Origin of the sequence: Brevundimonas bacteroides DSM 4726 (assembly GCF_000701445.1) — a bacterium.
Classification (GTDB): domain Bacteria; phylum Pseudomonadota; class Alphaproteobacteria; order Caulobacterales; family Caulobacteraceae; genus Brevundimonas; species Brevundimonas bacteroides.
Genome location: NZ_JNIX01000002.1, coordinates 31,651 through 44,781 on the forward strand (window position 1 = coordinate 31,651; position 13,131 = coordinate 44,781).

A 13,131-nucleotide genomic window follows, 5' to 3' on the forward strand; every position below is an offset into this window, starting at 1 on the left:
GGCGCGCCCCTGTGGACAGGATTCCGCTCCGATGGCGGAAGGTCTTTGTTTTCAACGTCGCGGGCGTGACCTTCCCGCCCCGCTTTACGCATCGCTCGCCCGCGTGGCATTAAGACTTGCCGGACCGCGCTCCTCGCGGCATTCGGCGCCTGTTCATCAGCCGCCGTCAGCGAGTTCATGAGTTCATCCGCCGCAGCCACCGCCGCGCCCGGCTCCCTTGCGACCAGCCTGGTGCTCGCGCGCGACGTCTCCAAGACCTTCGGTCAGCGCAAGGCGCTGGACGGGGTGTCGGTGTCCGTCGCCTGCGGAGAGATGGTGGCTCTGATCGGGCCGTCGGGATCGGGCAAGTCGACCCTGCTGCGTTCCATCACCGGGCTGCAGTCCATCGACGGCGGCAAGGGAACGATCAGCGTCTTTGGCCAGACCGTGCAGTCCAACGGCCGCGTGGCCGGGACGGTGCGGGCCACGCGCAGCCGGCTGGGCATGATCTTCCAGCAGTTCAATCTGGTGGGGCGGCTCAGCCTGTTCTCCAACGTCATGCTGGGCGCGCTCGGCCGCCTGCCCGGCTGGCGCGGCGCGCTCGGCCTGTGGCCGTCCGCCGACAAGACCCGGGCCATGCAGGCGCTGCATCGCGTCGGCGTCTCCGACTACGCCGCCCAGCGCGCCAACACCCTCTCGGGTGGGCAACAGCAGCGCGGCGCGATCGCGCGCGCGCTCGTCCAAGGGGCAGAGGCCATCCTGGCCGACGAGCCGGTCGCCTCGCTGGACCCGGTGTCGGCGCGCAAGGTGATGGAGCTGCTCGTCGAGCTGAACAAGCGCGACGGGCTGGGTGTGATCGTGACGCTGCACCAGGTCGATTACGCCATCCGCTATTGCGACCGGGTGGTCGCGCTGAAGGCCGGAAAGGTCGTCTACGACGGCCCGTCGACTGGGCTGGACACCGCCCGGCTGATCGACATCTACGGCCCCGAATTCGAAGACGCCTTCTGGGAGACCAAGGCATGAGCCTTCACCGCTTCACCCGCCGCGCGGCCGTCGTCGCCGCCTCGGCCGCCCTTCTGGCGTTGTCCGCCTGCGGCGGCGGCGACGAGAAGGCCGCGACCGGCGCGCCCGAGACCATCACCTTCTCCATCCTGTCGGCGGAAGGCCAGGCCTCGGCCGGCCCGCTGTGGGAGCCGCTGCTGGCGGACATGGAGGAGGCCATCGGCATCCCGGTCGAGCCCTTCTTCGGCTCCAACTACACCGTGCTGGTCGAGGCCATGCGCGGCAACCAGACCCAGGTCGCCTGGTTCTCGGCCAAGCCCGCGGTGGAGGCCATCGACCGCGCCGACGCCGAGGTCATCGCCCGCACCGTCAACCGCGAGGGCCAGGACAGCTATCGCTCGACCCTGATCGTCAAGACCGGCTCGGGCATCACTCTGGATCAGGTGCTGGCCTGCGGGCGGCGGTTCGATTTCGGCATCGGCGACGCCCAGTCGACCTCGGGCACGCTGGCCCCGCTGGCCTTCCTGTTCAATCCGCGCGGCATCAATCCGACGGAGTGCTTCAAGACCGTGCGCGCCGCCAACCATCAGGCCAACGCCTTCGCGGTCGCCACCGGTGTGGTGGACGTGGCGACGTCCAACACCGTCAACACCGTCTTCCTGGTCCGCCAGAACCCGGCGGTGGCCGAGCAGATCACCGAGATCTGGCAGTCGCCGCCGATCCCGGAGAGCGGCATCCTGGTGCGCGGCGACCTCGATCCCGCGACCAAGGAGAAGATCCGCAGCTTCTTCCTGACCTATGGCCAGGGCGAGGGCGTGGAGGCCGAGCGTCAGCGTCAGGTGCTCGCCGGACTCGAGTATTCCCAGTTCCGCGCCGCCGACGACAGCTACCTGAACCCCATCCGCGAGATGGTGGCCGACCAGCAGCTGTCGGAGGCCCGCGCGCGGGGCGACAACGCCGCCGTGGCGGAGGCGCAAGCAGAGCTGGAGCGTCTGCGGGCGCTGCGCGAGGTCCAGCCTTGATCGACACCAGCGTAACCGGCGGCGCCGTCCCCAAGCCGCCGTCCAAGTCCCTCGGCGCCTGGCTGCTCGACGTCCTGATCTGGGGCGGCGTGGCCGTCGTGCTGATCTACAGTATCGGCGACGTCGACCTCGGCAACCTGTCGCGTCTGGTGACCAACAGCGACAACGTCCGCACCTTCGCCGCGGGCCTGCTGCAGCCGGACTTCACCAACTGGCGGCTGTTCGTCGAACAGATGTGGCTGACCATCCAGATCGCGCTGTGGGGCACCTTCCTGGCCGTGATCCTGGCGGTGCCGATGGGCCTGGCGGCGGCGAGGAACATCGCCCCGATCTGGGTGGTGACGCCGGTGCGCTGGGTCATGAACCTGCTGCGGTCTGTGCCGGACCTCGTCATGGCGCTGCTGTTCATCGTGGCGGTCGGTCTGGGTCCGCTGGCGGGCGTGCTCGCTATCACTCTGAACACCACCGGCGTCCTGGCCAAGCTGTTCTCCGAAGCGGTCGAGTCGATCGACAAGGGTCCGGTCGAGGGCGTGCGCGCCACCGGCGCGTCTGGCCTGCACGAGATCGTCTGGGGCGTCGTGCCCCAGGTGGCGCCGCTGTGGACCTCCTTCGCCCTCTACCGCTTCGAATCCAACAGCCGCTCGGCGACGGTGCTGGGCCTGATCGGCGCGGGCGGCATCGGCCAGGTGCTTTTCGACAGCATGAACGCCTTCGACTACAACTCGGTCTCGACCATCGTCATCATCGTCGTCGTCGCCGTGACCCTGATCGACATGCTGTCACAGGCCATGCGCAAACGTCTGCTTTAAGCGTCGCCGAATCGTCGCCTTCGAAAGCCGCCTGCATGTCCTCGACCCTGCCCCGCCGCCTGTTCGTGGCCGGCGCCGCCGCCATGGCCCTGATCGTCGCCGCCTGCGGACAGGCCGGCGGCCAGCAGAGGAACGGCATCTGGGCGGCGGGCTCCTCGACCGTCTTCCCCTTCGCCACGCGGGTGGCGGAGAACTTCGGCAGGAATTTCCCCGACGGCGCGCCGCCCCGCGTCGAGTCGCTGGGCACCGGCGGCGGCATCCAGGCCTTCTGCCAGGGCCTGGGACCCACGACGCCCGATATCGCCAATGCCTCTCGCCGCCTGAAGGCGTCGGAGTTCGACCAGTGCGCCGAGAACGGCGTCACCGAGATCATCGAGATCAAGATCGGCTATGACGGCCTGGCCGTCGCCACCGCCCGCTCCGGCGCCGACTTCGTGCTGGAAGGCTCGGACCTCTATCTGGCGCTGGCCAAGGAAATCCCCGGTCCAGACGGCCAGCTGATCCCCAATCCGAACCGCACCTGGGCGCAGGTGCGCGCAGGCCTGCCGGACGTGCGAATCCAGGTCTACGGCCCGCCGCCGACGTCGGGCACCCGTGACAGCTGGAACGAGCTGGCCATGCTGACCTCCGCCGAGGCCCTGCCCGCGCTGGCCGCCCTGGCCGAGAGCGACCCCGACCGCTTCGAATCCGTGGCCCAGACGCTGCGCGAGGACGGCGGCTGGGTCGATTCCGGCGAGAACGACAACGCCATCGTCCAGACCCTGACCCGCACGCCGGGCTCGGTCGGGGTGTTCGGCTACTCCTTCCTGGAAGAGAACTTCGGCCAGGTGAAGCCTGCGACCGTCAACGGCGTCACCCCCACGCTGGATACGATCGCCTCGGGCCAGTACCCGATCAGCCGTTCGATGTTCATCTACGTCAAGAAGGCCCACATCGGCGTCACGCCGGGCCTTCAGGACTTCCTGATCGAGTTCACCTCCGAGGCCGCGACCGGCCGGGGCGGCTATCTGCAGGATCGCGGCATGGTGCCCCTGCCGGCCGCCGAACGCGAGGCCCAGCGCGCGGTGGCGGCGAACCTGACGGTTATGACGCGGCCGGAGGAATAGGGGCGCCTCCACGGCGGTCGCACGCTCGCGTTCGATCGTCAGGCGGCGCGGCGGTCCAGGTCGTGGGCCGCCAACGCCTTGGGAAAGCGAGCCTTCGCCCAGGCGGGTTCGTACTCCGGATGGGTCCGCCAACGCTTGATCCAGCGGTTGGCATAGACCCCCAGCGCGGGCGCCGGGTCCAGCGGGTCGAAGATCGCATGCACGCAGGTCGCGGCGTCGAGCCCGATCTGGGCCAGCTTTCCGACCGCCTCGCCCGGCCCGATCGCCCCATCCGCGACCCGCGTCATCAAGAGGTTCAGGTCGCCCTTGGTCCAGACGTAGCGCACGCCCGTCCTTGCCGACCAGGGATCGGCCCAGCCTTCGACCTGCCGACCCAGCGCCAGCTCCAGCCCCCAGACGCTGTGCGGCAGGCCGGCGTGCTCGGCGATCCGCGCCAGGCTGACGCGCGGATTGATCTCCATGAAGGTCAGGTCGCCCGTGCGCGGATCGACCACGAACTGGGCGCACCCGGTCGAGGAATAGTCCAGCGCCTCGACCAGCCGTTCCACGCCATCGCGCACGCGCGGCGTCGGCGCGACCGTGACGCCATAGGTCGTATAGCCCGTGCCGTCATGCTCGTGCGTCCGCGCCGCTCGGATCTCGACCGCGCCCAGCAATCGCCCCCGATCGGCGCTGAAGATCACGCTGTGGCGCGGGCCGGAGACGTATCTCTGAACGATCAACTCCGGGTGGATGTCGGGCCAGACCGGCATCCGGGCGGCCAGCGTCGGCTCGTCCGGGACGATCAGGGCCTTTCTCCTGAACAGTTCGGCATCGACCACCGACGGCTTGACGATGACCGGAAACCCCAGGGCCCGCGCGGCCGCCCGCGCCTCCGCCAGGCTCGCCACGCGCCGGAACGGGGCCAGCGCCACGTCCAGTCGCTCGCACAGGCGGAACAGCCCGGTCTTGTTCATGCAGGCCGCCACGGTCTCCGGTTCCGGCATGATCAGCCGCCCGCGCGCCTGAAACGCCGACCGGTGTCGCGACATCAGGCGCGAGCCCGCCTCGCTGACCGGCTGGATCGCGGTCACTCCGCCGCGCCGGTCCAGCCAGTCCAGGATCACCGGCAGGGCCTCGTCCGTGCCGGGTTCCAGCGGCGGATGCCGGAACGACCCGGCCAGATGCCGCGACCATTCCAGATAGTTGCTCGACACCGACACGCCCGCGAACACCTGAACGCCGGCCCGATTCAGCGCCTTGGCCACCGGAAAGGCCATGCGCGCATCGCCGACCAGCAGGACGGACGGCGCGGGGCGCGTTTCAAAACGGGACAAGGACAGGCTCCTGAGGCAGGTTCAACCCCCGCCGCGCAAACCGCGTGCCTTCAACTCCGCGTCGCCCAGGCCATCCAGACGGCCACCGCCGCGATCCCCGCCGCCATCGCGCGCCCGGCCCACAGGCCTCGCAGCCGGCGCATGACAACCGCCCCGGCCGCCGCCGCGCCCAGCACGATCGCGCCGTGCACGAGGACGCTGACGATCAGGTGCAGGCTCCCCAGCGTCAGGGCCTGCGCCATCGCCGAGGCGTGATCCGGCCGGATGAAGGTCGGCAAGAGCGCCACATAGAAGACCGCCGCCTTGGGGTTCAGCAGATTGCCGGTCAGACCCCGCAGGAACAGGCCGCGCAGCTTCTCCGGATCGCGGCTCATATCCTCGGCCGCCTTGCCCGCCCCGGCCCAGGCCTCCCATGCCAGCCAGAGCAGGAAGATCACCCCCGCCCACCGCACGGCCTGATACAACGCCGGAAACGCCAGCAGCACCGACGTCAACCCGACGGCCGCCAGCACCATCCACACCGCCAGCCCCAGCGTCACCCCCGCCACCGCCGCCAGTCCCGCCAGCCGCCCCTGCGCCATCGACACCAGCGCCAGCCAGCCCATGTTCGGCCCCGGCGTCAGCTCGATCAGCAGAACCGCCACCAGAAAGGGCAGGACGACGGACGGATCGACGGGCCAGAGGTCGTGCGGCATGGCCCTACCCTAGAGCATTCGACGGCGGCGTTGTCCTGCGGTTGGAAAGTTCATCACAGCGAGCACAACGAAGGCGCAACGGGCACGGCGAGACCAAGCGGGTGGTCGGGGCGTCATCTCGATTCAATCGCCGGAGTGATTGAAAGGCGGCGTTCGCCGCCGCGCGGATCGACGCGAAGCGTCCCTCCTCCTGCAACAGGTCTGAGGCCGATGATCGTTGCTTTCGCCACGCGCTCGGTCCCGTTGTGTTCGCCGTGCCTTCGTTTGTGCTCGCTGTGACGAACCCTTCGCGACCCGCAGATGCGCTGCCCTCTTGTGTGTCCCCTTCGCCACACCCAACTGATCGGCATCGGTCCGGCGCGTCGCTTGCATCAGAGGGCGCGCTGGACAGCTTCCGCTGTTCACACGGGGATAGGCCTTGAATCTCGACCTCTATTCCGACCGCGCCAAACAGGCCGTCCAGTCGGCCCAGACCCTCGCCCTCGCCCGCAAGCACCAGCAGTTCGCGCCCGAGCACCTGCTCAAGGTCCTGCTGGAAGAACGAGACGGCCTGGCCCGCAATCTGATCACCGCCGCCGGGGGCGACCCCGCCAAGGCCGCCGAGGGGGCCGAAGCCCTTCTGAAAAAGCGCCCCCAGGTCGAGAGCGCCACCAGCCAGCTGTATCTCGACGGCGCCACCGCCCGCGTGTTCGCCAAGGCGGAAGAAGCCGCCAAGAAGAACGGCGACGCCTTCGTCACCACCGAACGCATCCTGTCCGCCATCGCGCGCGAGGGCGGCCCGGCCGGCGATGCGCTGAAGGCGTCGGGCGTCACCGCCGACAAACTGGATGCCGCCGTCGCCGATGTCCGCAAGGGCAAGACCGCCGACAGCGCCGGGGCCGAGGACGCCTATGACGCGCTCAAACGCTACGCCCGCGACCTGACCCAGGCCGCGCGCGACCAGAAGATCGACCCCGTCATCGGCCGCGACGAGGAGATCCGCCGCACCATCCAGGTCCTGGCCCGCCGCACCAAGAACAACCCCGTCCTGATCGGCGAGCCCGGCGTCGGCAAGACCGCCATTGTCGAGGGCCTGGCCAAGCGCATCGTCGACGGCGACGTGCCCGAGAGCCTGAAGGACAAGACCGTCATGGCGCTCGACATGGGCGCCCTGATCGCCGGGGCGAAGTATCGCGGCGAGTTCGAGGAGCGGCTGAAGGCCGTGCTGGGCGAGGTCACGGCCGCCGAGGGCCAGATCATCCTCTTCATCGACGAGATGCACACCCTAGTCGGCGCCGGAAAGACGGACGGCGCCATGGATGCGTCCAACCTGCTGAAACCCGCGCTCGCCCGCGGCGAGCTGCACTGCGTCGGCGCCACCACCCTGGATGAATACCGCAAGCACGTCGAAAAGGACGCCGCCCTGGCTCGCCGCTTCCAGCCCGTCTTTGTCTCCGAACCGACGGTGGAGGACACCGTCTCCATCCTGCGCGGCCTGAAGGAGAAGTACGAGGTCCACCACGGCGTGCGCATCAGTGACAGCGCCATCGTCGCCGCCGCCACCCTGTCCAACCGCTACATCACCGACCGCTTCCTGCCTGACAAGGCCATCGACCTGATCGACGAGGCCGGGTCGCGCGTCCGCATGGCCGTCGATTCCAAGCCCGAGGCACTGGACGAGATCGACCGCCGGCTGGTCCAGCTCAAGATCGAGCGCGAGGCCCTCAAGAAGGAGACCGACGCCGCGTCGATCCAGCGCCTCGAAAAGCTCGAGGACGAGATCAGCGATCTGGAGATCGAGTCCGCCGACCTGACCCGGCGCTGGAAGGCCGAAAAGGAAAAGGTCGGCCAGGGCGCCCAGCTGCGCGAAACCCTGGACCGCCTGCGCGCCGAACTGGCCAGCGCACAACGCAACGGCGACCTCGCCCGGGCGTCGGAGATCGCCTACGGCCAGATCCCCCAGATCGAGAAGTCGCTGGCCGAGGCCGAGAGCGCCGAGGCGGCCGCTGCCTCGCTGACGCCCGAGGTCGTCGACGCCGAACAGATCGCCCAGGTCGTCAGCCGCTGGACCGGCGTGCCCGTCGACAAGATGCTGGAGGGCGAGCGCGAGAAGCTGCTTAAAATGGAGGACGCCCTTCGCGGCCGCGTGGTGGGTCAGGACGCGGCTCTGGCCGCCGTGGCCGACGCCGTCCGCCGCGCCCGCGCCGGCCTGAACGACCCCAACCGCCCGCTCGGCTCCTTCCTGTTCCTCGGCCCCACGGGCGTGGGCAAGACCGAGCTGACCAAGGCCCTGGCCGCCTTCCTGTTCGACGACGACCAGGCCATCACCCGCATCGACATGAGCGAATACATGGAGAAGCACTCGGTCAGCCGCCTGATCGGCGCCCCTCCGGGCTATGTCGGCTATGACGAGGGCGGGGCGCTCACCGAGGCCGTGCGCCGGCGCCCCTATCAGGTCGTCCTGTTCGACGAGGTCGAAAAGGCCCACCCCGACGTCTTCAACGTCCTGCTGCAGGTGCTGGACGACGGCCGCCTGACGGACGGTCAGGGCCGGGTGGTCGACTTCAAGAACACCCTGATCATCATGACCTCCAACCTCGGCTCGGCCGCGCTGGCCGACCAGGGCGAGGGCGAAGACGTAGAGGCCGTCCGCCCCTTCGGCATGGAGGCCGTCCGCGCCCACTTCCGGCCCGAGTTCCTGAACCGCATCGACGAGATCATCCTGTTCCGGCGCCTCGGCCGCGACCAGATGGCCGGCATCGTCCGCATCCAGCTCCAGCGCCTGGAAAAGCTGATGGCCGACCGCCGCCTGACGCTGGCGCTTGACGACAGCGCCTCGGCCTGGCTCGCCGACAAGGGCTACGACCCGGTCTATGGGGCGCGCCCGCTGAAGCGCGTCATCCAGAAGGAGCTGGTCGACCCGATGGCGAAGAAGCTGCTGGCCGGCGAGCTGGAGGACGGCTCGGTGATCGCCGTGTCAGCGGGGGCGGACGGGTTGGAGATCGGGAAGGCGCGGGTGCATTAGGAGCAGGGTCGTTCACCTAAAGATGCGGATGCGGCGCTCACCGATGTCCATCATCAGACGCCGGTCCTCCATTTGCTGGACACGCTCAAACTCTGCCTCAACGATTGAAATGAACATCTCCACTCGTGATGCTGAGAGAGGTTCCGGGCAAGAGAGCTGCAATCGGCTCAGCGTTGGAAATCGCTCTTGCTGACCCTCCGAGCATAGACGCTCGATACGCTTGAAGTCGCGGTCGTGGCTCACCAGGATCCAGCCACCTTCTTGGGCTGCGGTCGCGACTATCTGATCAGGAGAGGCAGGTACAACGACTTCCGTAGAGCGAATTACGTCATGCCCCAGACGACGGAGGGTGTCTGCAACTCCTTCCGGCACATTCTCGTCGAGCATGAATCGCATTCATGCCGATTAGGACGCACCTAAGCTGCGCGAGTCAAACCGGCGGTTGCCGAGAGTGCGGTCTTTACATCCTCTCGCGTGAGCGAGGGATACTCCCGAAGGATATCATCCACGGAATAGCCCGCATCAGAAAAGCTGCGGATCGTGCTGACTGGAATACGCGTGCCGGCGATCACCGCCTCGTTGTGAACAACAAAGCGATGACGTTCGACTTGCCCGACGCTTGAAATGCTGCGTTCACGTAGCTTCTCTGCCCGGGCCTTCACATCTTCGACCACGGACGAAATTTGTATAGGAACAGCGAGTTGACCGCTCACGGCTCCTTGGACAAGACCGTCACTCGGGTTGCGGAAGTGCACTTCCTTATTGAGGACATAGAGGGTCAACTCAGACCAAGGCCGTGGAGCGTAATTGGCCAGCTCGCGCGCGACAGTCTTCAGATGCTGCAGGGACACCCGATGCGTGTTTCTAAGGATGCTGAGGACCCTTAGGCCAACAATGTCCTCAAATGAGTAGACGCGGCTGTAAGGCGACCGACGGTTTGCAGCAGCATAGGACGGTGGGAAAAAACCTGCTCCGTCCCACTCACGAAGTTGCGCTGCCGAGAGCCCAGTCAGTCGCTCAGCCTGCTCGGCACTGAAGGCACTGATAACGCTAGACATCGTCGACCTCCCTTCCAGCTGAGCATGAATGGCCAGCTCTGCGACGGACCTCGCTGGCATAGTGATTTGCCGAAAGTGGCACCTTGCCGGTCGTGTTGCACGAAATTCTTAAACGTGCGGTACGCCAAAAGCGGACGGATGAAGGTCGGATGGCGCAGTCGGCGTGAGCCGTCGCGGGGTGCGTCCACCCCAGCAGGCGACCCTCACCCTTTCGGCCGGCGCATCGCTGCGCTCTGCGAGCCTCAAGCCCTCTCCCTCCTGGAGAGGGACCGCTTGACTCACCCATCACCCACCAGTTATGCGTCAACCCATAACCCAAAGGTGATGTATTGGTCCGCGCCCCCGACGACCTGTTCCGCTCCCTCGGCGATCCGACCCGCCGCGCCCTGTTCGAGGCGCTGTGCCGCGAGGGAGAGCAGACCGTGGGGGCCCTGACGGCGCGCGCGGGCGTCAGCCAGCCGGCGGTGTCCAAGCATCTGGCCATCCTCAGCGGCGCCGGCCTGGTCGAGCTGCGGCCCGAGGGAAGGGTCACCCGCTGTCGCGCCCGGCCCGAGGCGTTGGCCCCCTTGAGGGACTGGACCCGCGAAATGACCGACTTCTGGGAGGGCCGCCTGGATGCGCTCGACGACCTCATGACCCGGATGGACCAATGATGCCCGCCGATACGACCTCCGCCGACCTGCGCACCGTGACGATCGAGCGCGCCTACGCCCACTCGCCCGACCGTCTGTGGCGCGCCCTGACGACGCCGCACCTGATGGCCGAGTGGCTGATGCGCGGCGACTTCCAGCCGGTCGTCGGCCACCGCTTCACCCTGACCGGCGACTGGGGCGGGGTGCTCGACTGCGAGGTGCTGGAGATCGAGCCCGGGCGGGTGCTGGCCTACAGCTGGAACCACGCCCACCCGGACCCCGCCTATGACCTGCGAAGCGTGGTGACCTTCACCGTCACCCCCACGGCCGAAGGGTCGCATCTGCGGGTCGAGCAGACCGGCTTCCGCCCAGAACAGAAACAGGCGTCCGGCGGCGCCCGCTTCGGCTGGGCCAAGATGCTGGAGGCCCTCGACACCCTTCTGACGAACGATGGAGACGACACATGACCTCACCCGCCTGGGCCCGCCCCGTGCATCGCGCCCTGTCGCTGGCCTTCATGGTCCTGGTGCTGGCCAACCTGGTCGGTCTGGCGTTCGGTTGGCAGGCCCAGTGGCTGTGGATCGTGACGCTGATTCCCCTGTTCGGCCTGATGGGCACGGGCGCATGGCTGTTCGCCGCGCCCTATCTGGTGCGGAGGCGCGCGTGACCAACGCCTCGACCGAGATCGACGCCAATCTCGCCGCCATCAGCGACTGGCGCGGCGAGACCCTGTCGCGACTGCGCGCCGTCATCCGCGCGGCCGACCCGGAGATCGTCGAGACGATCAAGTGGCGCAAGGCGAGCAATCCCTCCGGCGTGCCGGTGTGGGAGCGCGCGGGCATCGTCTGCACGGGCGAAATCTACAAGACCCGCCTCAAGCTGACCTTCTTCCAGGGCGGGGCCCTGCCGGACCCTGCGGGCCTGTTCAACCTCGACGACGCCGGGGCGACGCGGCGCGCCATCGACCTGGGCGAAGGCCAGACGCTCGACGCCGCCGCACTGACCGCCCTCGTCCGCGCCGCCGTGGCCCACAACCTGGCCGGCGCGCGCTAGACCCCGCGCGGGGAAGCGTCCGCGCCGCGACCGCGCGTCCTCTGGCGCCCCCGCCACGCGCCGACCATCTGCTGATCCATGTCCCGCTCCACCGCCCTCTCGCGCCTGACGGACCGGCCGCGCGCCGGTGACGGCGCGTGGCCCGGATACCTGCTGGGCGCCCTGTTCGCCGCCGTGGCGGGGTGGCAGATCGCCAATGGCGGCCCCATCCCCTGGGCCCTGTCGATCCCGGCGCTGAACGAGGGTCGCTACGAGACGATCCTGACCCACATGGTCAGCCACGCGGGCCTGCCGCACCTGATCATGAACACCCTGGCGCTCCTGACCTTCAGCCCCATCGTGGTCCGGGCCATGAGGCGCGGGCGGGGCGGCCTGCCGATGATCGTGCGCTATCTGCTGTTCTTCGTGCTGGGCGGCCTGGCCTCGGCCGGGCTGTTCATCGCCATGAACCTGGACCAGACCCTGCCCATGGTCGGCGCGTCCGGGGCCATCTGCGCGCTCTGGGGCCTGCTCGCCCGCATCGACCCGGAAGGCGGGCCGGACAAGGCCCTGTGGTCGCCCCATGCGCTGCGCGTCACGCGCGACTTCGCGATCTCGAACGCCATCCTCGTTCTTCTGATCAACGGTCTGGCCGCCGCCACTGGCGCGCCAGGCGGCATCGCCTGGGAGGGGCATCTGGGCGGCTATCTGTTCGGCATCCTGCTCGGCCCCCAGTTCCTGCCGCGCCGCCCGCCGCCGCCACCGATGGGGCCGTGGGGGCCGCGCGTCTGAACGCTACGTCCGATCTTGACGTAGAGCTCGGCTAGAGTGATCCCCGATGGGATCGCGGCCTTCTCCAGGCGTCACCGCATGGACTCCATGCACTGCATGGACTGCGTGGACTACCTGCACTCCTTGCACCGTATGTACCCCGTCTTCGGGGACCGCCCCGGCCCTACAGCAGCACGGCGAAGATCAGGCTGACCACGGCGATGTCGAAGACGCGGGCGGCGGCCGAGAGGGCGGAGGTGACGAACATGGGCGAGGCTCGAGAGGCGAAGGGACGGTCGCCCCCGTCCCTGCAAGCCCCGGGCCAGATCGCCGGGCGTCAGACCTCGGTTTTCCTCACCACCCCGGCGGGCGGACGGCGGTCCTTCTCGCCGGAATATTCGGCCCCGAGATAGGTCGAGCGCGCCTGGTCCAGCACGGGCGGCCCGCCCTTCAGGCCGCGCTTCTGGCCCGACTGGCCGATCAGCTGGGCGGCGAAGGCGGCGGCGGGGTCGAGAGGCGCATGATCCTCGGCAGGATGTGCCGGTTCGATCGTCTCCTGCACGCGCACGGGCAGGGTGGAGGCCGACGCAGGCCCCTTGCCGCCCTGCGCCGCCGCGCGCCGGTCGGCGGCGGTGCGGCGCTCGGTCTCGCGGCGATCGCGCGGGCCGACCGGTGGGATGGGGCCGACCTCGCGCGTCATGG

15 protein-coding genes are annotated in these 13,131 nt (G+C 68.7%); 10 read left to right on the top strand and 5 right to left on the bottom strand.

Annotated elements, in window-relative coordinates; genetic code table 11:
* Positions 1 to 177 precede the first annotated feature (177 nt).
* From phnC to Q333_RS0100665, 4 genes are read left to right on the top strand one after another with little or no spacing between them, the layout of a single operon-like run.
* Complete coding sequence (phnC, locus tag Q333_RS0100650) at positions 178 to 1,005, top strand: phosphonate ABC transporter ATP-binding protein (protein WP_051651019.1); 828 nt, start codon at positions 178 to 180, stop codon at positions 1,003 to 1,005.
* The gene (gene phnD, locus Q333_RS0100655; protein WP_029414817.1) at positions 1,002 to 2,006 is read left to right on the top strand and encodes a phosphate/phosphite/phosphonate ABC transporter substrate-binding protein; all 1,005 of its coding nucleotides are present in this window, start codon (positions 1,002 to 1,004) and stop codon (positions 2,004 to 2,006) included. The genes phnC and phnD overlap by 4 nt, the downstream gene beginning before the upstream one ends.
* Positions 2,003 to 2,815 carry a phosphonate ABC transporter, permease protein PhnE gene (gene phnE / locus Q333_RS0100660; RefSeq protein ID WP_029414818.1) on the top strand — a complete coding sequence of 271 codons (813 nt, stop codon included), beginning with the start codon at positions 2,003 to 2,005 and terminating at the stop codon, positions 2,813 to 2,815. The genes phnD and phnE overlap by 4 nt, the downstream gene beginning before the upstream one ends.
* Positions 2,816 to 2,850: 35 nt before the next feature.
* On the top strand, positions 2,851 to 3,921 hold the full coding sequence (locus Q333_RS0100665) for a substrate-binding domain-containing protein (protein ID WP_029414819.1): 1,071 nt from the start codon (positions 2,851 to 2,853) through the stop codon (positions 3,919 to 3,921).
* Between the two features lie 38 nt (positions 3,922 to 3,959).
* Here the strand turns inward: Q333_RS0100665 and Q333_RS0100670 are convergent, their stop codons facing one another.
* Both Q333_RS0100670 and Q333_RS0100675 read right to left on the bottom strand, forming a co-directional pair.
* Entirely contained in the window at positions 3,960 to 5,237 is a 1,278-nt protein-coding gene (locus Q333_RS0100670) for an ATP-binding protein (RefSeq protein WP_211249671.1), read from the bottom strand.
* 50 nt (positions 5,238 to 5,287) lie between these two features.
* On the bottom strand, positions 5,288 to 5,932 hold the full coding sequence (locus Q333_RS0100675; protein WP_029414821.1) for a LysE family translocator: 645 nt from the start codon (positions 5,930 to 5,932) through the stop codon (positions 5,288 to 5,290).
* Between the two features lie 418 nt (positions 5,933 to 6,350).
* On the opposite strand from Q333_RS0100675, the gene clpB reads away from it, so the two are divergent.
* A complete protein-coding gene (gene clpB, locus Q333_RS0100680) occupies positions 6,351 to 8,936 on the top strand; it encodes an ATP-dependent chaperone ClpB (protein ID WP_029414822.1) in 2,586 nt (861 codons plus the stop codon).
* Positions 8,937 to 8,948: 12 nt separating this feature from the next.
* Here clpB and Q333_RS17485 read toward each other — a convergent pair whose 3' ends face one another.
* Both Q333_RS17485 and Q333_RS17175 read right to left on the bottom strand, forming a co-directional pair.
* On the bottom strand, positions 8,949 to 9,323 hold the full coding sequence (locus tag Q333_RS17485) for a DUF5615 family PIN-like protein (RefSeq protein ID WP_157072322.1): 375 nt from the start codon (positions 9,321 to 9,323) through the stop codon (positions 8,949 to 8,951).
* A 29-nt stretch (positions 9,324 to 9,352) separates the two neighbouring features.
* Entirely contained in the window at positions 9,353 to 9,994 is a 642-nt protein-coding gene (locus Q333_RS17175; protein WP_162175560.1) for a DUF433 domain-containing protein, read from the bottom strand.
* A 329-nt stretch (positions 9,995 to 10,323) separates the two neighbouring features.
* On the opposite strand from Q333_RS17175, the gene Q333_RS0100690 reads away from it, so the two are divergent.
* The 5 genes from Q333_RS0100690 (at position 10,324) to Q333_RS0100715 (ending at position 12,450) form a co-directional block, all read left to right on the top strand.
* Positions 10,324 to 10,647, top strand: coding sequence for an ArsR/SmtB family transcription factor (locus Q333_RS0100690; RefSeq protein WP_029414823.1), 324 nt, complete (start codon positions 10,324 to 10,326; stop codon positions 10,645 to 10,647).
* Complete coding sequence (locus Q333_RS0100695; protein WP_245591444.1) at positions 10,644 to 11,093, top strand: SRPBCC family protein; 450 nt, start codon at positions 10,644 to 10,646, stop codon at positions 11,091 to 11,093. The genes Q333_RS0100690 and Q333_RS0100695 overlap by 4 nt, the downstream gene beginning before the upstream one ends.
* On the top strand, positions 11,090 to 11,293 hold the full coding sequence (locus tag Q333_RS0100700) for a hypothetical protein (RefSeq protein WP_029414825.1): 204 nt from the start codon (positions 11,090 to 11,092) through the stop codon (positions 11,291 to 11,293). The genes Q333_RS0100695 and Q333_RS0100700 overlap by 4 nt, the downstream gene beginning before the upstream one ends.
* Positions 11,290 to 11,679 carry a DUF1801 domain-containing protein gene (locus tag Q333_RS0100705; protein WP_035293460.1) on the top strand — a complete coding sequence of 130 codons (390 nt, stop codon included), beginning with the start codon at positions 11,290 to 11,292 and terminating at the stop codon, positions 11,677 to 11,679. The genes Q333_RS0100700 and Q333_RS0100705 overlap by 4 nt, the downstream gene beginning before the upstream one ends.
* 78 nt (positions 11,680 to 11,757) lie before the next feature.
* The gene (locus tag Q333_RS0100715) at positions 11,758 to 12,450 is read left to right on the top strand and encodes a rhomboid family intramembrane serine protease (protein WP_051651020.1); all 693 of its coding nucleotides are present in this window, start codon (positions 11,758 to 11,760) and stop codon (positions 12,448 to 12,450) included.
* A 316-nt stretch (positions 12,451 to 12,766) separates the two neighbouring features.
* Here the strand turns inward: Q333_RS0100715 and Q333_RS0100725 are convergent, their stop codons facing one another.
* Complete coding sequence (locus tag Q333_RS0100725) at positions 12,767 to 13,129, bottom strand: hypothetical protein (RefSeq protein WP_029414828.1); 363 nt, start codon at positions 13,127 to 13,129, stop codon at positions 12,767 to 12,769.
* Positions 13,130 to 13,131: the final 2 nt, after the last annotated feature.